General features: G+C 60.3%; 23 protein-coding genes. 11 read left to right on the top strand and 12 right to left on the bottom strand.

Going from position 1 to position 22,729, the window contains the following annotated elements; genetic code table 11:
• Positions 1–60: 60 nt before the first annotated feature.
• Together gcvA and yddG are read left to right on the top strand one after the other, a co-directional pair.
• The gene (gene gcvA, locus MN186_RS13335; protein ID WP_242114853.1) at positions 61–1,002 is read left to right on the top strand and encodes a transcriptional regulator GcvA; all 942 of its coding nucleotides are present in this window, start codon (positions 61–63) and stop codon (positions 1,000–1,002) included.
• Positions 999–1,874 carry an aromatic amino acid exporter YddG gene (yddG, locus tag MN186_RS13330; protein ID WP_242114852.1) on the top strand — a complete coding sequence of 292 codons (876 nt, stop codon included), beginning with the start codon at positions 999–1,001 and terminating at the stop codon, positions 1,872–1,874. Before gcvA ends, yddG begins: the two co-directional genes overlap by 4 nt.
• 16 nt (positions 1,875–1,890) lie before the next feature.
• Here the strand turns inward: yddG and MN186_RS13325 are convergent, their stop codons facing one another.
• The 3 genes from MN186_RS13325 to MN186_RS13315 form a co-directional block, all read right to left on the bottom strand.
• Complete coding sequence (locus MN186_RS13325; protein ID WP_242114851.1) at positions 1,891–2,058, bottom strand: DUF465 domain-containing protein; 168 nt, start codon at positions 2,056–2,058, stop codon at positions 1,891–1,893.
• A 102-nt stretch (positions 2,059–2,160) separates the two neighbouring features.
• Complete coding sequence (locus tag MN186_RS13320; protein ID WP_242114850.1) at positions 2,161–2,922, bottom strand: tRNA1(Val) (adenine(37)-N6)-methyltransferase; 762 nt, start codon at positions 2,920–2,922, stop codon at positions 2,161–2,163.
• A gap of 3 nt (positions 2,923–2,925) precedes the next feature.
• The gene (locus MN186_RS13315; protein ID WP_242114849.1) at positions 2,926–3,141 is read right to left on the bottom strand and encodes a putative signal transducing protein; all 216 of its coding nucleotides are present in this window, start codon (positions 3,139–3,141) and stop codon (positions 2,926–2,928) included.
• Between the two features lie 71 nt (positions 3,142–3,212).
• Here MN186_RS13315 and MN186_RS13310 point away from each other — a divergent pair, with 71 nt between their 5' ends.
• A complete protein-coding gene (locus MN186_RS13310) occupies positions 3,213–4,208 on the top strand; it encodes a polyprenyl synthetase family protein (protein ID WP_242114988.1) in 996 nt (331 codons plus the stop codon).
• On the opposite strand, the gene MN186_RS13305 is transcribed toward MN186_RS13310, so the two are convergent.
• From MN186_RS13305 to MN186_RS13295, 3 genes are all read right to left on the bottom strand, one after another.
• Positions 4,201–5,031 (bottom strand): 4-(cytidine 5'-diphospho)-2-C-methyl-D-erythritol kinase, encoded by an 831-nt coding sequence (locus MN186_RS13305; protein ID WP_242114848.1) that lies wholly within the window; start codon positions 5,029–5,031, stop codon positions 4,201–4,203. The genes MN186_RS13310 and MN186_RS13305 overlap by 8 nt on opposite strands.
• The gene (locus MN186_RS13300) at positions 5,028–6,755 is read right to left on the bottom strand and encodes a tetratricopeptide repeat protein (RefSeq protein ID WP_242114847.1); all 1,728 of its coding nucleotides are present in this window, start codon (positions 6,753–6,755) and stop codon (positions 5,028–5,030) included. The genes MN186_RS13305 and MN186_RS13300 overlap by 4 nt, the downstream gene beginning before the upstream one ends.
• Before the next feature lie 128 nt (positions 6,756–6,883).
• Positions 6,884–8,536, bottom strand: coding sequence for an electron transfer flavoprotein-ubiquinone oxidoreductase (locus MN186_RS13295; protein ID WP_242114846.1), 1,653 nt, complete (start codon positions 8,534–8,536; stop codon positions 6,884–6,886).
• 315 nt (positions 8,537–8,851) lie between these two features.
• Between MN186_RS13295 and greA the strand changes: the two genes are divergently transcribed.
• Together greA and MN186_RS13285 are read left to right on the top strand one after the other, a co-directional pair.
• Complete coding sequence (greA, locus tag MN186_RS13290; protein ID WP_242114845.1) at positions 8,852–9,322, top strand: transcription elongation factor GreA; 471 nt, start codon at positions 8,852–8,854, stop codon at positions 9,320–9,322.
• A 27-nt stretch (positions 9,323–9,349) separates the two neighbouring features.
• Complete coding sequence (locus MN186_RS13285) at positions 9,350–10,420, top strand: hypothetical protein (protein WP_242114844.1); 1,071 nt, start codon at positions 9,350–9,352, stop codon at positions 10,418–10,420.
• Here MN186_RS13285 and MN186_RS13280 read toward each other — a convergent pair.
• From MN186_RS13280 to MN186_RS13260, 5 genes are all read right to left on the bottom strand, one after another.
• Positions 10,417–13,743: an efflux RND transporter permease subunit gene (locus MN186_RS13280; RefSeq protein WP_242114843.1), complete on the bottom strand. Its 3,327-nt coding sequence runs from the start codon at positions 13,741–13,743 to the stop codon at positions 10,417–10,419. The two genes, MN186_RS13285 and MN186_RS13280, sit on opposite strands and share 4 nt — an antisense overlap.
• A gap of 3 nt (positions 13,744–13,746) precedes the next feature.
• On the bottom strand, positions 13,747–15,207 hold the full coding sequence (locus MN186_RS13275; RefSeq protein ID WP_242114842.1) for an efflux RND transporter periplasmic adaptor subunit: 1,461 nt from the start codon (positions 15,205–15,207) through the stop codon (positions 13,747–13,749).
• A 125-nt stretch (positions 15,208–15,332) separates the two neighbouring features.
• Positions 15,333–15,887, bottom strand: coding sequence for a molybdenum cofactor biosynthesis protein B (gene moaB / locus MN186_RS13270; protein ID WP_242114841.1), 555 nt, complete (start codon positions 15,885–15,887; stop codon positions 15,333–15,335).
• A 9-nt stretch (positions 15,888–15,896) separates the two neighbouring features.
• Complete coding sequence (locus tag MN186_RS13265; RefSeq protein ID WP_242114840.1) at positions 15,897–16,499, bottom strand: metallophosphoesterase family protein; 603 nt, start codon at positions 16,497–16,499, stop codon at positions 15,897–15,899.
• Complete coding sequence (locus MN186_RS13260) at positions 16,496–17,293, bottom strand: uracil-DNA glycosylase (RefSeq protein WP_242114839.1); 798 nt, start codon at positions 17,291–17,293, stop codon at positions 16,496–16,498. The genes MN186_RS13265 and MN186_RS13260 overlap by 4 nt, the downstream gene beginning before the upstream one ends.
• Positions 17,294–17,415: 122 nt before the next feature.
• Between MN186_RS13260 and MN186_RS13255 the strand changes: the two genes are divergently transcribed.
• The 5 genes from MN186_RS13255 to MN186_RS13235 are packed head-to-tail and all read left to right on the top strand — an operon-like array spanning position 17,416 to position 21,194.
• Positions 17,416–18,378 (top strand): aspartate carbamoyltransferase catalytic subunit, encoded by a 963-nt coding sequence (locus MN186_RS13255; RefSeq protein ID WP_242114838.1) that lies wholly within the window; start codon positions 17,416–17,418, stop codon positions 18,376–18,378.
• Positions 18,371–18,838, top strand: a complete 468-nt coding sequence (locus tag MN186_RS13250) for a hypothetical protein (RefSeq protein ID WP_242114837.1) — start codon at positions 18,371–18,373, stop codon at positions 18,836–18,838. Before MN186_RS13255 ends, MN186_RS13250 begins: the two co-directional genes overlap by 8 nt.
• Complete coding sequence (pyrC, locus tag MN186_RS13245) at positions 18,835–20,106, top strand: dihydroorotase (RefSeq protein ID WP_242114836.1); 1,272 nt, start codon at positions 18,835–18,837, stop codon at positions 20,104–20,106. Before MN186_RS13250 ends, pyrC begins: the two co-directional genes overlap by 4 nt.
• Positions 20,099–20,707, top strand: a complete 609-nt coding sequence (plsY, locus tag MN186_RS13240; protein WP_242114835.1) for a glycerol-3-phosphate 1-O-acyltransferase PlsY — start codon at positions 20,099–20,101, stop codon at positions 20,705–20,707. Before pyrC ends, plsY begins: the two co-directional genes overlap by 8 nt.
• 19 nt (positions 20,708–20,726) lie before the next feature.
• Positions 20,727–21,194 carry a DUF805 domain-containing protein gene (locus MN186_RS13235; protein ID WP_242114834.1) on the top strand — a complete coding sequence of 156 codons (468 nt, stop codon included), beginning with the start codon at positions 20,727–20,729 and terminating at the stop codon, positions 21,192–21,194.
• Here the strand turns inward: MN186_RS13235 and MN186_RS13230 are convergent.
• Positions 21,191–21,445, bottom strand: a complete 255-nt coding sequence (locus MN186_RS13230; protein ID WP_242114833.1) for a DUF167 domain-containing protein — start codon at positions 21,443–21,445, stop codon at positions 21,191–21,193. The two genes, MN186_RS13235 and MN186_RS13230, sit on opposite strands and share 4 nt — an antisense overlap.
• A 74-nt stretch (positions 21,446–21,519) precedes the next feature.
• Here MN186_RS13230 and MN186_RS13225 point away from each other — a divergent pair, with 74 nt between their 5' ends.
• A complete protein-coding gene (locus MN186_RS13225; protein ID WP_242114832.1) occupies positions 21,520–22,632 on the top strand; it encodes a class II histone deacetylase in 1,113 nt (370 codons plus the stop codon).
• The last annotated feature ends 97 nt before the right edge of the window (positions 22,633–22,729 follow it).

Genomic DNA, 22,729 nt, shown 5'->3' with positions numbered 1-22,729 from the left:
CGTGACCGAAAGTGAATATCGGGCCTTCCCGCTTTTCCACGCCAATGATACTTGATTGAGATGACGGAACGCCTCCCTCCTTTGACCGCCCTGCGCGCTTTTGATGCAGCAGCCCGCCATATGTCGTTTCAGCGCGCGGCGGCCGAGCTTAACGTAACCCCCGCCGCCCTGTCATTTCAGATCAAATCGCTTGAGGAGCATTTTGGCGCGCCTCTGTTCAAACGTCTGAACCGCGCGGTTGAACTGACCGAGGCAGGTCGCATTCTGGCCCCCGGCGCGGCGCAGGGGTTCAACGCCCTGACCGCCGCTTGGCGGGCGGCCCGGCGCAGTGTGGAAAGCAGTGCGTTGACCGTGACGGCAGGGCCGGCTTTCATTGCAAAATGGCTTGCGCCGCGTCTTTCCGCGTTTGCACATACACACCCTGATATCGAGCTTAGGGTCGCGGCATCGTTGCGGATCATGGATCTGACCGCGGACGAGGTCGATGTCGCGATCCGTTTTGGTTATGGCCCCGATGACGGGCTGTTTTCGCAATCGTTGGGGCGGGAATGGATGACACCTGTCATGCGGCCCGAGCTTGCCTGCCGATACACCACGCCGCATGCGTTATTGGATGCACCCCTGATCCACAACAGTGCAGATGACTTTTTGAACCCCGCCTGCGACTGGCCGGTGTGGTTCAAGGCGGTTGGTATCGACGCCAAACCGCGCTTGTCGTCCAGTTTTTCGCAACCTGACCACGCGCTGGATGCGGCCTTGTCCGGGGCGGGCGTCGTGTTGGGCCGGCGGTCTTTCGTGGTGAGGTATTTGGGCGACGGGCGATTGGTGGCCCCCTTCAAGGTTGCATTGGGGACAGATGCGAAGTTTCGATTCCTGTGCCGTCAGGGGCAGGAAGACCGGCATGATATCGCCGCCTTTCGCCACTGGATCATGGCCGAGATGGCCCAAACCGCCGGTTGCGTTGATGATATGACCATACTGCCGATCGGAGATTTGGTGTGACCACCCGGCAGGCTACGTTTGTGGGGTTCGTGGCTGTGCTGCTTTGGTCGTTGCTTGCCCTGTTTACGGTGGGCACAGCCCCGGTGCCACCGTTTCAACTGGCGGCAATGACATTCCTGATTGGCGGGGTGGTCGGCCTGATCTGGATCGGGTTGACTGGGGCGCTGGGCGCGCTGCGTCAGGTGGGCTGGCGGGTCTATGTGTTCGGCACCTTGGGGCTGTTTGGTTATCATGCGCTTTATTTCACGGCCCTGCGCATGGCCCCAGCGGCCGAGGCAGGGTTGATCGCCTATCTTTGGCCGCTGTTGATCGTGCTGTTTTCCGGTCTGCTGCCGGGCGAGAGGTTGCAGCCGCTGCATGTTGTGGGTGCGCTGACCTCGTTTATCGGGGCGGCGCTCATCGTTCTAGGCGGATCGCGCGGCTTCGGCGCAGAGGCATTGCCTGGCTTCGCTTTGGCGTTCCTGTGCGCTTTGACGTGGTCTGGCTACTCGGTCTTGTCGCGCAGATTGGGCAACACGCCGACCGCGTCGGTCGTGGTGTTCTGCCTGATGACCGCAGTGCTGGCGACCGGTGCGCATGTGGTCTGGGAAGAAACTGTCTGGCCCGTTAACGGGCTTGGCTGGGCAGCGGTTCTGGGCCTTGGACTGGGGCCTGTCGGGCTGGCATTCTATGTTTGGGATATCGGGGTCAAACAGGGCGATATTCAGCTTTTGGGCGTCGCCAGTTATGGTGCGCCGCTATTGTCGACGCTGATCTTGATTTTCGCAGGCGTGGCAGACCCACGGCTATCGTTGGTTTTGGCGGGTATTCTTATTACCGCCGGGGCGGTGATGGCCGCACGGGCCAGTTCGGCACAAGGCACTGGGAACTGACCCGATCTTGTCGGTCTTAGGCTGTTGCCAGACGCTCGATTTCCTCTTTCAGCAGAAGCTTCTGCTTTTTGAGTTCGGAAATTTCATGATCGCTGCTGCCAGGCGACTTTTGCATCGCCTCAACCTTGTCCGAGAGAACCTGATGTTTCCTCCGCAGCTCTTCAACATGCGAACTCATGCTCATGGGCGATCCTCCTTTGGTGTGATTGGACAAGTGGATTGCAGCACATATTTCAGGGTTTGTCACGAGGTCGTTGTGTCCCAGCGCTGAAATCCAATGAAAGATCTAGTCCAGCGTCAATGCTGCGCCGCGGCGCAGGATCGCGGCGACATCGGGGGTATAGTGGTCGCGATCCATCGTATGCGCGGCCCCTTTATGCAAGATCAGCGGGGCGGCCAGCCGAAAGGCTCCGCGCGCACCTTTGCGAGCTTGCACGATCACCAATGACGCCGCGCGCCCGATGCGGGGGCACAGCGGTTTGACCACCACGGCGCCCAGCCTGCTGTCGATTGCGCCAAGCACCTCGGGCAGGCGTTCGGCGTGTTGAATCAGAGTGATATGACCGCCGGGCGACAGGCGTCGGGTGGCTTGGTCCAGCCATGTTGACAGGGGCGTGTCCTCGCCCAATGCGCCTTCGCGGGTGGTGTCGGGCGACGCTGTGCCCCGGTCGCGCCGGAAATAGGGCGGGTTCATGATCACGTGATCGAAGCTGACGCTGCGCAGCGTGTCGGGCATTTGGGCAAGGTCGCCGTGATGCACGGTCAGCGCGATCTGGTTCTGCGTCGCGTTATGCTCGGCCAGATCGGCATAGAGCGCCTGACGCTCCAACCCCGCCAGCCGCAGACCGGGCACCCGTAGACCCAGACAAAGTGACGCAGCGCCCGCGCCGCACCCCAACTCCAGCACCGATTGGGTCGGCTTAGCAGGGACAGCAGCGGCCAGAAACACCGGATCAACCCCGGCGCGATAGCCGGACACGGGCTGTGACAAAGTCAGTCGTCCACCCAGAAACGCATCATGTGTCAGCTCTGGCACCGTTTGAGTCATGATCTAGCCTTCATAGTCGACGCCATTGTCGCGCAAAACGGCACGGGCAAGAAACAGATCCTTCTCAAGAACCATCAGGCGACGCGGCAAAATTCCGATGGAACCTTCCAGCGTGCTCATATGGACGTCCATCGCAAAGCAGTCTATATCCTCGCCTTCAAGCAGGGCTGTGACGAATGGGATCAAAGTTGGGTCTGTGGTTCGCAGAAGCTCTCTCATAGATATGGACTTAATGGCAGGGCCAAGGTCTTGTCGAGCCGGATGGCGGGACAATTGACGGGAAGGTGATCATGCTGATGGAAGCTGCACATAAACCGCATGAACGACTGGGCGTCCACTTGGCGGACGAGATGACCGCGGTGAACACCTTGATTCGCGAACGGATGGCGTCAAAGAATGCACCGCGCATTCCCGAAGTGACGGCCCATCTTGTCGAAGCAGGCGGCAAGCGCCTGCGTCCGATGCTGACCTTGGCGGCGGCCAAACTGTGCGGCTATCCCGGCCCCTATCACATTCATCTGGCCGCGACGGTCGAATTTATTCACACCGCCACGCTTTTGCATGACGACGTGGTGGATGAAAGCGGCCAGCGTCGGGGACGTCCCACGGCGAACCTTCTGTGGGATAACAAATCCAGCGTTCTGGTCGGCGATTACCTGTTTTCGCGCAGCTTTCAAATGATGGTCGAAACAGGCAATCTGCGGGTTCTGAGCATCCTGTCCAATGCCTCGGCCACGATTGCGGAAGGCGAGGTTTTGCAACTGACTGCCGCGCAGGACTTGGCAACGAACGAGGGTGTGTATCTGCAAGTCGTACGCGGCAAGACCGCGGCGCTGTTTTCAGCCGCAACCGAGGTTGGCGGCGTGATTGCCGGCGCGGACGAGGGACAGGTCAAGGCATTGTTCGACTATGGGGACGCGCTGGGCGTGTCGTTCCAAATCGTGGATGACTTGCTGGATTTCACCGGAGGGGATGCAATTGGCAAGAATGTTGGTGACGATTTCCGCGAGCGCAAGCTGACCCTGCCGCTGATCAAGGCGGTGGCGAAGGCCGATCACGAAGAACGCGCCTTTTGGTCACGCACCATCGAGAAGGGGCGCCAGCAGGACGGCGATCTGGAACATGCGCTGACGCTTCTGCACAAACACGGCGCGTTGGAAGATACCCGCGCCGATGCGATGGTGTGGGCTGACCGGGCGAAAGCGGCGTTGATCGCCCTTCCCGACGATCCGATCCGCGACATGTTGCACGATCTTGCCGATTACGTGGTGGCGCGGATCAGCTAAGGCGGGCGGGTGTCACCCACCAATCAGGCTGTTGATCCAACAGCAGGCGCGCGGCGTCCTGCGCGGCCTGTTCCGTGTCAAACAATCCAAAGCACGTCGCGCCAGAACCGGACATCCGCGCAAGCCGCGCGTCGGGCAGCCCCGCCAGCGTGTCTAGTGTTTGCGCGATGATGGGCGCGTGGGCGATGGCGGGTGCTTCAAGATCGTTCCGCTGAGCGGCCAGCCATTCGATGAACGCACGCGTTTTCAAGCCTTGCGGCAGGCGTTTGGGCATGGGCAGGTTTGTCTTGGCCTCCAGCGCCTTGAAAACGGTCGGGGTGGGCACATCGACACCGGGGTTGGCCAGCACGGCAAACAGCGGTGGCAGGCCGGGGCAGGGGGCGACATCATCCCCAATTCCGCGCATTCGTGCCGCCTGCCGCATCAGACAGACCCGCACATCCGCACCCAACGCGGTTACGCCTTCGGGCAGACGGCTGTTGCCAGTGATCTCGGCCATGGCAAGCACGGTTGCGGCGGCGTCCGAACTGCCGCCTCCGATCCCGGCGGCGGCGGGCAGGTGTTTGGACAGAACGATATGAACGGGCTGGTCGAACAGTGCGGCCGCGCGGGCGACAAGGTTGGTGGCGTCGGTGGGCACCCCTTCGGCGCAGGGGCCTGTGACCTCAAGCCGGAAGTTGTCGGCGGGGCGCACCGTCACGCGGTCGCCGATATCGGCGAACACCACAAGACTGTCCAGCAGGTGATAGCCATCCTTGCGCTGGCCCGTCACATGCAGGGTCAGGTTCACCTTTGCGGGGGCAAAGATCTTGCTGATCGTCATTGGGTCGCGGTCAGGGGCGGCGCCCCTTCTTCCTGCAACACGACGTCCAGCCCGACCTCGAGCTTGCGACGGATGCGGTCCGGATCAAGCTCTTCCAGATCGGTGTCATCGGTGATGAAGCTCAGCGCGCGGCGCCATTGGAAGCGGGCCTCGCGTTTTCGACCAACGGCCCAATAGGTGTCACCCAGATGGTCGTTCAGGATGGGGTCCACCGGCATCAGTTCGACCGCGCGTTCCATGTTTTCCACAGCCTCGTCATAACGCCCCAGCCGGAACTGCAACCAGCCCAGGCTATCGACGATATAGCCGCTGTCGGGACGGGCGGCGACGGCACGTTCGATCATGTCCAACGCCTCGTCCAAATTTTCCTGGCGTTCAACATAGGTATAGCCAAGATAGTTCAGCACCGTCGGCTCTTCGGGATTCAATTCAAGCGCCTTTCGGAAATCCGCTTCGGCGGCGGGCCATTCGTCGATCTTGGACAGCGCAATCGCGCGCTGGAAATAGGTGCGCCATTGGCCGGGCAGATCAACCGTGAAGCCCGCGATGGCCTGATCATAGGCCCCGCGTGCCTCGGCAAACCGGTCCTGTTGCATCAGAGTATCACCCAGTGCAACCCGAAAGCGCAGCGTTTCTGGATAGGTCTCGGCCAATGCGCGGAGTTCTTCGATGGCTTCGTCCAACCTGTCTGACCGCCGTAAAACATCGGTGCGTCCCAGCGCTGCCTGTTGATATAGCAGACTGTCATTGGGCACGCGCCCATAAGCTTGGACTGCAAGCTCGTAACGGTTCATCTGTTCCAGAAGTTGCGCCGACAACAGGATCGAGATTGCATTGTCTGGGTTCAAATGCTCTGCCAGCCGACTGAAGACCAGCGCGATGGTCGGGTTGGCGTCCACGCTGCGGCTTTCGGCGACGGCAAACAACAACTCGGCAATCCCGTCATTGGGCGAGGTAATGCCGGTGAACGGCAAGACGTCGCCCGTTTCCAACCGGGCGGTCATGTCTTCAACCTCGGGATCGACCTGCCCGCCGGAGTTTTCTTTCAAGAGCGCCAAAGCCTCGTCGTGGCGGTCAAGCTGGCTGAGCACTTGCGCGTAGGCCAGAACCCCGATCCGGTTCAGTTGCAGATCACCGTCGTCGCCCCCCAGAATGCGCGCTGCACCTTCAAAATCGCCCACATGGGCCAAGGCCAGAGCTTTCTGGAATTGTGCGAAAGCGCGGGTGTCGGGGTCTTGCGATAATTCGTCGAATATCTCCAGCGCCTGCGACATTTGACCTTGACCCAAACTGATCCACGCAACGGTCATGCGGTCAACCATTCCAGCAATCGACGTGCCCGTTTCCAGTTGGGCAATCGCATCGTCCCATTTTTCCTGCGCCAGCGCATCAGCCAGCACGATAAGGCCCGCCAGTTGGTTGTCGGGGTTCAGTGACGCCAGCCGTTGGGCAAAGGGCAGCGCCTTGTCGATCTGCCCCAGTGCTGTGTGGGCCACGACCATGCTTTCCAGCACATCCAGTCGTTCGGGCGCATCGGCCAATGCGCGGGTGCCGTATTCGACGACCTTGGCGAAGTCACCTGACAGATCGGCCTGACGCGCTGCCAGATAGGGGCCAGCCGCGGTCTCTGCCTGCCCGGTCAACGGTGCGACACCGACAAAGCATGTGGCTGCGATCACGGCGGCCAAAAGCTGACGAGGGGCTGGAAATCTCAGTGACAGCACGGGCAAGTCTTTCGTTAGGAGGCCCGGCAACCCAGGCGATGTGGGAAACCTAATCGGCAAGTCAGCCGAAAACAATGAGGGGCAGCACATGGCCGCCCCTCACAATTACGTTTTTTGCAAACAATGGCTTACATATTCGGGTAATTCGGCCCATCACCGCCCTGCGGAACCGTCCATTTGATGTTTTGGCTCGGGTCTTTGATGTCGCAAGTCTTGCAATGCACGCAGTTTTGAAAGTTGATGACGAAGCGCGGGTCTTTGCCGTCTTCCTCGACCACCTCATAGACTCCGGCAGGGCAATAGCGCTGCGCGGGTTCGGCGTATTCGGGCAGGTTGACCGTGATCGGGATGTCAGGGTCGATCAGCTTCAGGTGGCAGGGCTGGTTTTCTTCGTGGTTGGTCGCTGAAAACGATACGTTGGTCAGGCGGTCAAACGACAGTTTTCCGTCAGGTTTCGGATAGTCGATGATGGGAAAATCCGCCGCTTTGCCGGTGGCTTGCGCATCATTCTTGCCGTGCTTGACCGTGCCAAAGGGCGAGAAGCCGAACAGCGATTGCACCCACATATCGACCCCGCCCAGCATCAGCGATGCGGTCAGGCCAAACTTCGACCAGAGTGGCTTGACGTTGCGCACTTTTTTCAGGTCTTTGGCGATGTCACCGGTGCGCAGTTCTTCTTCGTAATCGGCAAGCTCGTCGCCCGCACGCCCGGCGGCGATGGCTTTCACGGCGGCATCTGCGGCTGCAATGCCCGACAACATGGCGTTGTGATTGCCCTTGATGCGCGGCACGTTCACCAGCCCGACCGAACAGCCCAAAAGCGCCCCACCGGGGAACGAGGCTTTCGGCATTGACTGATACCCGCCTTCGGAAATCGCCCGCGCGCCGTAAGCCAAGCGTTTGCCGCCCTCTAGCAGTGATGCGATCTCGGGGTGGTGCTTGAAACGCTGGAATTCCATATACGGGTACAGGTGCGGGTTTTTGTAGTTCAGGTGAACCACGAATCCCACATAGACCTGATTGTTCTCAAGATGATAGATGAACGACCCACCGCCCGCGTTCTTGCCCAACGGCCAGCCCATCGTGTGGGTCACGGTGCCTTCGCGGTGCTTTTCGGGGTCAACCTCCCAAATCTCTTTCATGCCAAGGCCGAATTTCGGCGCGTCGCGACCGGCTTGCAGGTCGTATTTGGCGATAATTTCCTTGGCAAGCGACCCGCGCACCCCTTCCGAGATGAAGACGTATTTGCCATGCAGTTCCATCCCCGGCTCGGTGTTGGGGCCGTAAGACCCATCAGGCTCCAGCCCGAAGACACCTGCAATGACGCCTTTGACCTCGCCATTGTCACCAAAGACCAAGTCGGAACAGGCCATGCCCGGGAAGATTTCAACGCCCAGTTCTTCGGCCTGTTCGGCCATCCAGCGGCAGACATTCGCCATCGAGACGATGTATTTGCCGTGGTTGTTCATAAGCGGCGGCATTGGCCAATTGGGCACGCGCATGTGTCCCGCTTCGCCAAGTATAAGGAAATTATCCTTTTTCACCGGCACATTGATCGGCGCGCCCTTATCTTTCCAGTCGGGCATCAACTTGTCCAGACCACAGGTGTCCAGCACGGCGCCCGACAGGATATGCGCACCCACTTCCGAGCCTTTTTCCAGCACGACCACATCCAAGTCGGCGTTCTGCTGCTTCAGTCGGATTGCTGCGGACAGGCCAGCGGGGCCGGCGCCCACGATGACCACATCGTATTCCATGCTTTCGCGTTCAATATCGCTCATTCTCTGTTCCCCGGATGGTCCGTTTCGAAAGATCGTTAGCTTGGCGCATCCTTTGGGTCAATCAAGACACGGCGTTACAATGGGTATCCGAAGGCTTTTTGAGCGTTTCTCATGCTGTTTGCGCTGACATTCGATTTCGGCGATGGCCTGCCAATATGGGCAAGGACACGCAAACAATGGCGTTGCAAATCGTGCAGCTTTGTTAGACGTTCCTTGTGACCGGGGCGTTTGCCCCAAGACATGATTGAAATGTTACGGCAATAACTTCGCCGATGCGCCGCTTGCGTATGGGCCACGGAAGAACGAATAGGTCTCATGGATAAGATACCACTGACGCGCGCGGGTCACACTGCGCTAAATGAAGAACTGAAACTGCTTAAGACCGATGAACGCCCGGCCATCATCCGCGCGATATCCGAGGCGCGCGAACATGGCGATTTGTCTGAGAACGCGGAATACCATTCTGCCCGTGAAAAGCAGAGCTTCATCGAAGGGCGTATTAAAGAACTTGAAGGCATCTTGTCACTGGCCGAGGTGATCGACCCGGCGACGTTGAAAGGCGCTATCAAGTTCTCGGCTACTGTGACGATCATTGATGAAGATACAGACGAGGAAAAGACCTATCAGATCGTGGGCGAGCCCGAAGCCGATATCGAAAACGGCAAGTTGAACATCAAGTCGCCCATCGCCCGCGCCCTGATCGGCAAGGAAGAAGGCGACAGCGTCGAAGTGCGCACCCCCGGCGGTGAAAAGGCCTATGAGATCCTGAAGGTTGAATGGATCTGACGCCGCGCGGCAGACACGAGGAACAGGATGAACGATAAGGCGAATAAAGGGCCGGCAAGTCTGGGCACGGGGCGGTTGAGCGCACTGAACGCTCAGGTGCCGTCGCTCAGCGCGGGCGAAGTCATCGGGCTTCTGCTGTCCGGCCTGTGGCTTGCGGGATGTATCCTGTTTTTCCTTGTCTTGGGGTTTGGCGAATCCGATGGGGCGGGGCTGACACAACCGTTGCAATTTCTGATGACGCTGGTGGCTGTCATCATGCCTGTAGCCGTGATTTGGGTTGCGGTGGCGGCCCTGCGGTCGGCGCGCATCATGCGCGACGAAAGCCGACGGCTCAGCGCTGCGATCGACGCGATGCGAACGGCCTATATTCAGCAACAGCAAGGGTTCACCGGTACGCCCGCGCAGGCGTCTAAGGTCGAGCAGAAGCTTGAGGAAATTGCTCAGGTCAGCCGCAAGACGGAAAGCGCGCTGGCGACGTTTACCTCGATCCGGCCGGGGATGCCGACCTTGGCCAACCCCACGCCCGCAAACCCCAGCCCCGCCATTGCAACCGCTGTAGACGGGCCGCAGGCGGTCGCCGATCAGACCAGCTTGGCACTGGGCACCCCGGTCGAGGATCTGACGCCCCCCTTGTCGGTTGAGGACTTCATTCGCGCCCTGCATTTTCCTGAGACCGCCGAAGATGCGGACGGCTTCCGCGCCCTTCGTAGGGCGTTGGATGATCGGCAGGTTGCGGGGCTGGTGCAGGCCGCGCAAGATGTGCTGACCCTTCTATCACAAGACGGCATTTACATGGACGATCTGCGCCCTGATCGCTCACGGCCTGAAATCTGGCGCAAGTTTGCCGCGGGTGAACGCGGGCGGAGTGTGGCCGCTTTGGGTGGCGTGCGCGATAGGTCGTCACTGGCTCTGACAGCCGGACGTATGAAGCAAGACCCCATTTTCCGCGACGCCGCGCACCATTTTCTGCGCCGTTTTGATCAAACCTTTGCTGGTTTCGAGAAGAATGCGTCGGACGCTGACATCGCAGCGCTGGCCGACACCCGCACGGCGCGGGCCTTCATGCTGCTGGGCCGCGTGACGGGGACGTTCGACTAAGCCCTGTGCCGCCGCGTCGCGATGGCACCGACCAGATATCCCAAAACGGCAATCACTGCGCTGATCATGATAAACCGCGCGATCCCCTCGGTGGTCGGCCCCCAAAGGCTGATTGACAACGCAAAAGCTGCAACCATCGCCAGCGCCACGCTGCCAACCAGCCAGCTTGCCGATGCCAGTCCCAAGCGGTGACGCCCGCGCCACATGCGACTAAGCGCGTGAACCATGCGACCCATGTCCGCCTGCATCGCCATCAGCGCAGGCACGACCAGCAGCACAAGCACCATTCCAAACCCCAGCCCATACGTCAGCGTGATGACGGTGGGTTTCAAAAACTGCGCCTGCCGCGACGTTTCATACAGAAGCGGGCCAAGGCCCAGCACGGTCGTCATCGTGGTCAGCATCACGGGGCGCAGCCTGTCCGCCGCCCCGTCTATGATTGCTGGCACCAAGCCCCTTTCTTTTGCGTATTCGTCAATCGTCGTGACCAAAACGATGGAGTCGTTGATGATGATCCCTGTCATCCCGATTAGCCCAACAACCGAAAACATGGACAACGGCACCCCCCAATGGGCATGCCCGAAGATGGCCCCGACAAGCCCGAACGGAATGATCGCCATGACCACAATGGGCCGTGTCCAGCTGGAAAATATCCAGGCAAGCGTCAGGAAAATGCCCAACAGCACCAAGATCAGGCCGGATCGGGCGTCCGACAGAAACTCTTTCTGTTGCTCGGCCAGACCGGCAAGCTGGAAGACAATGCCGTGGTCTTCGGCCAGTTGTGGCAGGATTTCGGTTTCGATCGTGCGCTGAATTTCCTCGGCGCGGGTGGGGTTGGTTTCGTCGATGTCGCCGGTAACCTTGACCAGGCGGATGCCGTTTTCACGCTGTACGCTGGCAAACCCGGTGCGCGCCTTCACAGACACAAGATCGGCCAGATTGACATAGGTGCCGGCCTGTGTGCGCAGTTGCGTGCGCTCCAAAAAGTCCGAGGTCAGTTCAGTCTCGGGCAGTTGAACCCGGATTTCGGCGGATCGTTTGCCATCGGGATAGGTCGCGGCCTCGACCCCGTTCAGGCGGTTGCGCAACACGCGGCCCAGCCCGTCGATGGTGAAGCCAAGTGCCTGAGCTTGTGGTGTCAGATCAAGGATCAGTTCCTCTTTGTCATAAGACAGGCTGTCTTCCAGCGCCGAGACTTCGGGGAAGGCCGACAGGCGGGTGCGGAACGCCTCGGCGGCGGCTTTCAACTGCTCGGATGTTGCGCCGTAAAGCTCTACATCCAAGCTGTCGCCGCCGGGGCCATAGCGGCTGCCACGGAAGGACAGCACCTCAAGCAGCGGGTGGCTTTCGACGGCCTGCTGCAACGCGCTGACGAAGGCAAAGGCGGAGTAGGGGCGAAGGTCGGCGTCGATCAGTTCGACCGAGATCGCGCCAAGCAGGTCGGCATCCTTGCTGTCCACGCCCGACAACCCGCGTCCGGCGTTACCTCCGATTTGGGCCAGAACGTGTTTAACGGGGCTGCGACCGTGGTCTTGCTCGAAGGAAATGGCAGTCTGTTCCACGGCCTGTTGCACCAGCCGCATCATGTCTTGTGTGTCGTTCCGGGTTGCCCCAGATACCATGGCGAAGTTGCCGGTGATCGATGACCGTTCAGGTGCGTCGAAAAAGCGGAAAGTCAGATCGCCGCGAATGAAAGTTGCCGCCTGACTGGCAAGGATCAGAAGCGTCATGGCAATCACCGGATAACGTGCCTTGACCACCAGCCCCATTAGCGGGCGGAAAGCAATGTCACGTACCCAGCGAAACCCTTTGTTGACCTGCCGCGACGGCCAGTCATACCAGTGTTCCTTCGCGGTATGGGTCAGCGCATGGGCCATATGGTGGGGCAGGATCAGGAAACACTCGACCAAGGATGCCGCCAGCACGACAATCACGGTAAAGGGAATATCGGCGATCATGTCGCCAAACCGTCCGCCGATGGCTGTCAGGCCGAAAAAGGCGATCACTGTCGTCAGAGTGGCAGAAAAGACGGGTGGAAACATGCGCTTGGCCGCGTTCTCGGCGGCATCGACGGGGTTTTCGCCCAATCGACGCGCGCGGAAATCGGCGTGTTCACCCACGACAATCGCGTCATCAACCACAATCCCCAGCGTAATGATCAGTGCGAAAAGCGAGATCATGTTCAGTGTCAGACCCGACATATACATCAGAAATATGGCCGAGGTCATGGCCACCGGAATGCCTGCCGCGACCCAGAACGCCGTTCGGGCGTTCAGGAACAGAAACAGAAGCAGAAGCACAAGGGAAAGCCCCTGAAGGCCGTTCTTCATAAGCATCGAAATGCGCGCGTTGATCAGTTCGGACCGCGTGCGGACAAGCGAGATTTTCACCCCTTCGGGCAAAGTGGTCAGAAGCTCGGCGCGGATGTCTTCGACGATCTGTTGCATCTCAATCGCATCACCCTGCGCGGATCGCGACACGTTCAACGCGATCCCCGGATCATCACCCACAAAATACGATCGGTTGCGGTCCACGCCTTCGATCCTGACCTGCGCCACGTCACCGACGGTCAGGTTTGATCCGTCGGGATTTGATCGCAAAACAATCGCCTCGATCTGATCGGCGCTGCGTTTGGCGACGCCCGTGCGCACCCGCGATGCGCCCGAAGCGACATCGCCCGCGGGGGCGGCGGTGGCCTCGCCGCCGATGGCCTCGGCGATCTGGGCCATTGTCACGTCGTGTTTCACGAGTGACAGCGAAGTCACTTCGACGACCGTCTGCGGCGCGACAAACCCGCGAACGCCGGTGCGCGTGACGCCGCGTTCGAACAGGCGCACGATCATTTCATCAGCAAATTGTCCAAGCTGTTCGATCCCAACAGGGCCGGAAATCACCACGTCGGTCACGCTGTCGCGCCATGCCCCGCGCCGAACTTGCGGCGCGTCGGCGTCTTCAGGCAGATCAGATAATTCGTCCACGGCGGTCTGAACGTCGTCAGCAGCGCGGGCAATATCCCAGCCCGGCTCGAACTCTAAGGTGATGCTGGCGCTTCCTTCGAACGACCGCGAGCTGACGTTTTCCACGCCTTCGACGGCCAGAAGAGCGGGTTCCATGATCTGAACGATTGCCTCGTCCACATCTTCGGCCCCGGCGCCTTGCCACGAGGTCTGCACCGTGACGCTTTCGACGATCACATCGGGAAAGAATTGTGCGCGCATCCGGGGATAAGCGAAGATTCCCAGCGCGATCAGCACCACCAACAGCAGGTTTGCGACCGTCGCATGGCGGGTGAAATAGGAGAGAAGGTTCAAGCCGCGCCCCATGGCTCAGTTCCCCATCCGTTGTTCCAACCTGGCCAATGTGTCGGCAGGCAGGGTGCCTTCGTCAAGTTGGGCCAGGATTAGTTCACGCGCCTCGACGGGCATTCGTGTGTTGCTTTGCACGAAGTCGCGCAGAAGCGCGACCCGGTCGGGGTCAAGCGCGATCATTTCCGCCTTGGGTTCCGGCGCGGCTGCTTCGCCGGGGCGTACCGGGCGGATGCGGATACCCGTGCCAAGGGTCGGGGTGCGCTCGGTCACGACCTCGCGCCCTTCAAGCGCGGCGGCGCGCACGATGACGTCATTGCCTTGTCTGCGCAACAGTTCAACCGGTGCGCTGGACAGGCGATCTTCTGGGCCAAGCACAAGCACCTCGTTTTCGGCATTCAAAGCAGAAGCGGGAAGCCGGACGGTGCCGGGCAGCGCCGGTTCCGCGACCTCGACCGTGACGAAATCGCCGGGGCGCATACCGGGGGCGGGGGCCAGTGTGGCAAAGATCAAGCGGCCGGTCAGCCCTTCGCCCACATCGGCGCTTTCGCGGTCGATGCGCCCGGTGGTGGTCAGGTCAACGCCCGCCGCGTTCAGGCGAATGGTGACGTCGGTGTTGGAAAGTGTGCCATCCGCGCCCAGAAGCCGTGCATATTGCGCGGCCGAGACGCGAAACCGCACCTCAAGCGCGCTGGGGTCGATGATGCGCCCCAGCTTTTCATTCGCCGTCACCACGCCCCCACGCAGCACGGCCACATCAGTCAGAACGCCGCCGATTTCCGCCGAGATACTGGTCTCGTCCAGCCGCCGCTGGGCTTCGTCTAGTTGGATTTTGCTGCGTCGCAGCCCGGCGTCGGCTGTTGAGACACGGGCCTGCCCAGTGATCACCGCCTGCCGTTTTCCTAATACCGCCTGTTGCGCCGCCGACGCGGCCAATGCTGCCGTTTCCACCGCTGCCTCGGTGCCCACGCCTCGATCAACCAGATCACGCTGCCGGGTCAGCGCGGCTTCACGCAGGTCGGCTTGCCTTGTGGCGTTGTCAAGATCGTCGCGGGCCAGTTCCAACGCTGCGCGGGCGTCGCGCAATTCGGCTTGGGCCTGAGCAACATCGGTCTGTGCCAGTTCAAGGGCAAATTCAAAATCGGTCGGATCGATGCGCAGAAGCTGATCGCCTTCGCGCACAACGCCGCCATTCTCAAAATTCTGCGCGATCTTGGTCACTGTGCCACCGGTCAGCGAACGCACGTCCAGTGCGCGTCGCGACGATAGTTCGCCATAGGCGGTCAGGACCGGCGTGAGCGTCTGAGCGGTGATGGTGGTCACGTTGGCCGAAAAAACTCGTTCGCTTGCCGTGGGTTCTGCGCTGTCGCGATCTGCCCGCGCTTTGAATGCCGAACTGATCATATTGGCTGCCATCGCCAGCAAACCAATGGTTGCAGCCAGCAGGAATAGCCCGGTCAGGCTTCGGCCCAGAAAACGCATATTGTCACTCCACGAAACGCTGCGCCATCCTGAACTGCTACGCCACCGCAGGCAAGCGGCGCGTGGTTACAGGGTTGGCACGCAGGCGGCGCATATATCAGTTACGTGTTGAACGTTGGACCGGATCATTTCCGTCGTTCGTGTTCGTCCAAACGTGGAAAAATTTCGACAAAGTTGCAGGGCATGTGCCGATAATCCAGCTGATGCACTAGAATATCGTCCCACGCATCCTTGCACGCGCCGGGACTGCCGGGCAGGGCGAACAGATAGGTGCCGTTGGCGACACCACCCGTTGCACGGCTTTGCACGGCCGAAGTGCCGATCTTGTTCATCGAGATTATGGTGAACACGGTCGCGAACGCCTCAATTTCCTTTTCATAGACATCGCGATGCGCCTCGACCGAAACATCGCGGCCCGTCAGACCGGTGCCGCCAGTGGAAATGACCACGTCAATCTCGGGGTCCAAAGACCAAGCGCGCAGTTGGTCTGCAATCTCGCTCTGCTCATCCGGTTTTATTTTACGATCAGCCAGAATGTGGCCCGCCTTTTCCAGCCGTGCAACAAGGGTGTCGCCGGACCGGTCTTCGTCCATCTTGCGCGAATCTGATACGGTCAGCACGGCGATGCGCACGGGAATGAAATCTCGCGTGGCGGCGGCGGCGGGAGTAATGTGGGACATCGTGAAATCCTAGTCCAATGTAATCCAGTTGGGCGTCGGGCCCAGGTTCAGAACCTGCGTGGTGCCAATCTGGCCGCGTGCGCCCCATGCGTCGTGAATATGACCGCAAAGCAGCCACTTTGGCGACAGGCGTTTCGCCGCATCCAGCACCGCGTATGATCCCAGTGGTCCGAGTTCTTCGTGGCGGTCGGCCACGCCATTCGGTGGCGAGTGCGAGACCAGAATATCGGCGTGTTCAATTGGGGACAACATCGCGCGGGCGGCGTCTTCGGTCAGGTCAAACGATGCCCACGGAATGGCGGGCGGTGGCGGGATCGCGGCGCCGATGCCAGCGATGGTCACGCCGTCAATCACGATAGCTTCGCCGTGCAGTATGGTGACGTCGCTGCCCGCAAGCGCCGCGCGCAGCTCGGCCTCGGATTCGTTATTGCCGGGCACGAACACGGCCCGTGCCCCCCAATCGGCGAACGGCGCGACATAGCGGGCAAGGTCCTTGCGCTGGTGGGCATAATCGCCCACGCCAAGAATTAAATCGGCGTCTTTCGCAGCCTCAAGCAATTCGCCTGCTGCTGGCTTGCTAAGGTGCAGGTCGGAAAAAGCGAGTATTTTCATGACAAACCCCGAAGTTTAGACTGAATGGCAAGAAGGTCCGCCCAAGCCTCGCGCTTGGCGGCAGGGTTGCGCAGAAGGTAAGCGGGGTGGGTCATGGGCATGACTGGCTTACCCCATGCGTCGTCCCAATTGCCGCGTATCTTTACGATGCCTTTTCGCCCCAGCACGGTCTGACAGGGCGTATTACCCATCAAGACCAGCAGATCGGGCGCGACCAATTGCACGTGGCGTTCCAGAAACGGCACCATCATCGCTATTTCTTCGGCGCTGGGGTCGCGGTTGTTGGGCGGGCGCCACGGCATGACATTGGTGATATAGATCGCATCTTTCGACTGTGTCGCGCCGCGGCTCATCCCGATAGCGGCGAACATGCGGTCCAGCAATTGTCCGGCGCGGCCAATGAAGGGCTTGCCCTCAATATCCTCGTCCCGGCCCGGCGCTTCGCCGATGATCATCACGCGGGCGGCGGGGTTGCCGTCGCAAAAAACCGTATTGCGCGCGCCGCGCTTCAGCTCGCACCCCTCAAATGCCGCAATGGCTGCATGTAGTGCTGCCAAGTCGCCCGCCGCGGCGGCTGACTGCTTCGCCAGTGCAACATAGTCTGTCTGGGGCGCTGCGGTTGGTTTGGCTGGGCGGGCCACGGGCTGCGATAATGGCTTTTCTTCCGGTTTCGACTGACGCGGCTCAAGCGTATAGCGGTCAACAGGCGCATCCCCGATCGCGTCCACCGCGCCGAGTTCGATATGCCATTCCAGAAGCGCCTTCGCGCCATGCCAGTCGTGTGCCGATTCCATGGATGATAGCCTACGTCCGGGCGTGGGGAAGGTAAACGGCGGGTTGCGCTTTCGCGTGCGCAAGGGATGGACGCCCGCACGCCCCGAACCTATAAGCACGTGAACACAGGACGGAGGCCCGTATGACATTCCGCCAACGCCATCTTCTGGGGATCGAACAGCTACACCCTGAAGAGGTCAAAACTGTTCTTGATCTTGCCGACAGCTATGTTGATCTCAACCGGTCTGCGCAGAAGCGGTCTGACGTGCTGGCCGGGCTGACGCAGATCAACATGTTTTTTGAAAATTCCACGCGAACACAGGCGTCGTTTGAGATTGCGGGCAAGCGCCTGGGCGCGGATGTGATGAATATGGCGATGCAGGCGTCCTCGATCAAAAAAGGCGAGACGCTGATTGATACGGCGCTGACCCTGAACGCGATGCACCCGGATTTGTTGGTGGTGCGTCATCCTCATTCGGGCGCGGTGAACCTGCTGGCCGAGAAGGTGAATTGCGCGGTTCTGAACGCCGGTGACGGCAAGCACGAACACCCGACGCAGGCGCTTTTGGATGCGTTGACTATCCGGCGCGAGAAGGGGCGGCTGCATCGTCTGACCATCGCAATCTGTGGTGACATTGCCCACAGCCGCGTTGCGCGGTCCAACCTGATCCTGCTGGGCAAGATGGAAAACCGCGTGCGCCTTGTTGGCCCGCCCACCTTGATGCCGTCACAAATCGACCAGTTTGGGGTCGAGGTTTATGACGATATGGAGGAAGGTCTGAAAGATGCCGATGTTGTCATGATGTTGCGGCTTCAGCGCGAACGGATGGATGGCGGATTTATCCCGTCTGAACGTGAATATTACCACCGTTATGGGCTGGACGCTGAAAAGCTGGCCCATGCCAAGCCCGACGCTATCGTCATGCACCCCGGCCCGATGAACCGGGGGGTCGAGATCGACGGCACCATCGCCGACGACATCAACAGGTCGGTCATTCAGGAGCAGGTGGAAATGGGCGTTGCTGTGCGCATGGCCGCGATGGATCTTCTGGCTCGAAATCTGCGCGCTGAACGCTCTACCCAGTCGGAGGGCGTCTATGTCTGAGATGCAGCTTGAGCCGCGGCTTGAGGATCAGACCGGCCCCAAGCTCGCGCCGGACGAGATCCTGATCCAAAGCTTCTCGGGCAACATGCTCACCTATGTGAAAGAACATGTGTTGCTGGCAGCCCTTGGGTCTGTTCTGATGTCAGGCATCTTGATCTATATGGGCAATCCCCATGCGTGGACTGGCGTAGTGGGCGCGGTTGCTGCCATCGCCGTGCGCGGCGTCTATGTCGCGCGCGAACAGGTGGGGTTCACGTGGCATCTGACCGACCGGCGTGTGATCGGGCCGGGTGAACGGACGATTCTTTTGAATAATATTGCCAAAGTGAACGTGATTTTCTCGGCGGCTCAGGTCGTGACGCGCACGGGCGAGAAATACATGTTGAAATATCAGGCCGACGCAAAGGCGACCCAAGCCGCGATCAACCGCGTGCGTGGGGTGACGGGGGACATTGCATGACAACGACTTTCACAAACGCCCGCCTGATTGACCCGGAAACCGGCACCGATGCGTTGGGCAGCCTGACGATTGAGGATGGCCTGATCACCGGCGTGAACGCGGGCGAGGATGGCGATATCATCGACTGTGGTGGCAAGTGCCTTGCGCCCGGTATCGTCGATATCGGTGTGAAGATCGGCGAACCCGGTGAACGCCACAAGGAAAGCTTTCGCAGCGCGGGGCTGGCGGCGGCGGCGGGTGGCGTCACGACAATGGTTATTCGCCCTGACACGACGCCTTCGGTCGATACGCCGGAAACGTTGGCCTTCGTGGCGCGTCGGGCAGGTCAGGTGGCGCCGGTCAACGTGCATTCCATGGCCGCGCTGACCAAAGGTCGCGAAGGGCGCGAAATGGTCGAGATGGGGTTCCTGCTGGACGCGGGCGCGGTGGCGTTCACCGATTGCGACCATGTTGTCACCAACAACAAGGTGTATTCCCGCGCGATGACTTATGCGCGCAGCCTTGGCGCGTTGATCATCGGCCACCCGCAAGATCCGAATATGTCGGACGGCGCGGCTGTGACCTCGGGCAAGTTTGCGTCGTTGCGTGGGTTGCCCGCCGTCAGCCCGATGGCCGAACGTATGGGGCTGGAACGCGATCTGGCGCTGGTTGAGATGACAGGCGTCGCCTATCACGTTGACAACCTGTCCACCGCCCATGCCTTGCCTGCGCTGGAACGCGCCAAGGCCGCCGGGCTTAATGTAACCGCAGGCGTGAACATTCACCACCTGACGCTGAACGAATTGGACGTCGGCGACTATCGCACCTTCTTCAAACTCAAGCCGCCGCTGCGATCCGAGGACGACCGACTGGCCATGGCCAACGCCGTTGCAACGGGCTTGATCGACATTATCTCGTCCATGCACACGCCGCAGGACGAGGAAAGCAAACGCTTGCCATTTGAAGAGGCGGCGTCAGGCGCGGTTGCGCTGGAAACGCTGCTGCCTGCGGCGATGCGGCTGGTCCATGCGGGGTTGATCGACTTGCCAACGTTGTGGCGAGCGCTGTCGCTGAACCCCGCCCGCCGTTTCGGCCTGCCGGGCGGCGAGTTGGTGCAAGGTGCACCTGCCGATCTGGTTTTGTTCGACCCGAATGCGCCCTTTGTGTTGGACCGGTTCAAGCTGAACTCGAAATCAAAAAACACGCCCTTTGACGGCGCGCGGATGGAAGGGCGCGTGCTGGGTACATGGGTCGGCGGCGAACGCGTGTTCGGGGGTGACGATGCCTGAGCTTGTCACCGCGTTGCCCGTGCTGGCGCTGGTCGCCGTGGCGGGCTACCTGTTGGGGTCCATCCCCTTTGGAATCGTAATGGCGCGGCTTTTCGGGCTGGGCGATCTGCGCCAGATTGGGTCGGGCAATATCGGCGCGACCAATGTTTTGCGCACCGGCAACAAGCCCGCGGCCCTTCTGACCTTGCTGGGCGACGCAGGCAAAGGCGGCGCGGCTGTTCTGATCGCGCGGGCTGTGTTTGCCGAAGACGCTGCGCAAGTTGCTGGCTTCGCGGCCTTTCTGGGTCATTGCTTCCCGATCTTTCTGAGCTTTAAGGGTGGCAAGGGCGTTGCGACATGGCTTGGCACGATCCTGGCGCTGGCCTGGCCTGTCGGACTGGCCGCTTGTGTCACTTGGCTTGTGGTCGCTGTGCTGTTCCGCATCTCGTCGCTAGCGGCTTTGGCGGCGGCGGCTTTGTCGCCGCTTTGGGCCGCGCTGCTGGGCTTTGCGCCCTATGCCGGGCTGTCAGTTGCGCTTGCCGTGTTGATTTTCCTGCGCCATCGCGCGAACATCGAGCGACTGATCACCGGGGACGAACCCCGCATAGGCGATAATAAGTAAACTTAGCAGGGACTAGATCATGAGCTTTATGGAATCTATTCGGACATGTTTTTCGAAATACGTCACTTTTCAAGGTCGTGCTCAGCGGTCTGAGTTCTGGTATTTCGTCCTTTTCGTCTTTGTCGGACAGTTGTTGCTTGGCGTCGTGGACAGCGTCCTGTTTGGCACGGTGACGACCTATGAGGGCGGGTTCGAGGCCCAGACAAATACACCGATCCTGTCGGGTCTGTTCGGGTTGGTTACGTTGCTGCCGGGAATCTCGGTTGTGGTGCGCAGGTTGCATGATACCGACCGGTCTGGCTGGTGGTATTGGATGTTCTTGATCCCCTTGATCGGTTTCATCATCCTGATCGTCTGGTTTGCCAGCAAGGGCACGCATGGTCCCAATCGCTTTGGTGACGATCCGCTTGGTGGCGCAGGCTATGGCGGGTCGGACGATGGCGATTATGTAGCGTCGTCGATCCCGCGGTCGGGCGACCAAGGTTAATTGACCCGAAATACTTTATCCCGCGATGTCGCGCCTTGTGTCAGAACAAGGCGCGATTTTGCAATGCCAAGCGCGTGCGCCAAAAGCTTGACCACCGCCTTCGTCGCCTTACCGTCCTCGGGCGCGGTGGTAACGGATATGCGCAACTGCCCATCGCGGTCTTCGACCTGATTGCGCGCCGCCTTGGGTGTCACACGCACCGAAATCCGCGCGCCGGGTTTCGCCAGATGAGACAGTTCGCCTTTCTTCATGGCGCCATCCTGTCGGGCGGGGCTGGACGATGCAAGCGCGCTGGGCCACTCTGCGGGCAAGCAAGGAGGATTAGATGCGTAAAACCGGCTTTTTCTGGGACGAGAAGTGTTTTTGGCATTCGGGCGGCAATTATGCGGGAAAGTTGCCGGTTGGTGGTCTGGTGCAACCCTTGGCAGCCGGGGGATTGCCCGAAAACCCCGAAACCAAGCGCCGCCTGAAAAACCTGATGGATGTGACGGGCCTCAGCGGCGCGCTGCATCGCCAGACCGCCCCTGAAGCAAGCCGCGAGGTGTTGGGGCGGGTGCATCCTGCGTCTTTTCTGGGTGAGTTCAAACGCGCATCTGACACGGGCGGCGGCGAACTTGGCTTGCGCACCCCGTTTGGACAAGGTGGGTACGAAATCGCAGCGCTGTCGGCGGGCCTGTCCGTCGCGGCGCTTGAGGCTGTGTTGAAAGGCGATCTGGACAACGCCTATGCCTTGTCACGCCCGCCCGGCCACCACTGCCTTCCTGAATTTCCCAACGGGTTTTGCCTGCTCGCAAATCTGGCGATCGCCATCCGCAATGCGCAGGCGAAGGGGTTGGCCAAGCGGTTCGCCGTCGTGGATTGGGACGTGCATCACGGCAACGGAACCGAGGCGATATTTATCGACGACCCCGATGTTCTGACCATATCACTGCATCAGGAACGGAACTATCCGACTGACACCGGCGATATCGACACGCGCGGCGAAGGTGCGGGGCAGGGATCGAACATGAATATCCCGCTGCAACCGGGTGCCGGTCACGCGACGTATCTGGAGGCGGTGGAACGTATCGTCCTGCCCGCCATACGCGCCCACGAGCCCGAGGTGATCGTGATCGCCTGCGGCTATGACGCGGCGTTGGTTGATCCTTTGTCCTGTATGCTTGCCACTGCCGACACGTTTCGCCAGATGACGCGCATGGTTGTGGAACTGGCCGATGATTTGTGCGAGGGGCGGCTGATGATGGCGCATGAAGGCGGGTATTCCGAAGTCTATGTGCCTTTCTGCGGCCACGCGGTGCTTGAAGAGATGTCAGGCACTGACATCCACGCACCCGACCCGATGGCCGAAAACCTCGCCGCCAGCCAACCCAACCAACGTATGCAGCGCGTTTATTCGCAACTTCTGACCGAGATGCAGGATTTTTTCAATGTTAAGTGACGTAACATCTTGATCCTGCTCGCCTGACACACAACATGAAGCATAAGCCAGCCGCAGACGCGGCCAAGCCTGCATTTTTCCAGATCAAGGACAAAAC

The sequence above is a fragment of the Aliiroseovarius sediminis genome (assembly GCF_022678485.1).
Lineage (GTDB): Bacteria > Pseudomonadota > Alphaproteobacteria > Rhodobacterales > Rhodobacteraceae > Aliiroseovarius > Aliiroseovarius sediminis.
Note: the sequence above shows the minus strand (reverse complement) of the source record. Positions and strands in the feature narration are given on the sequence as shown.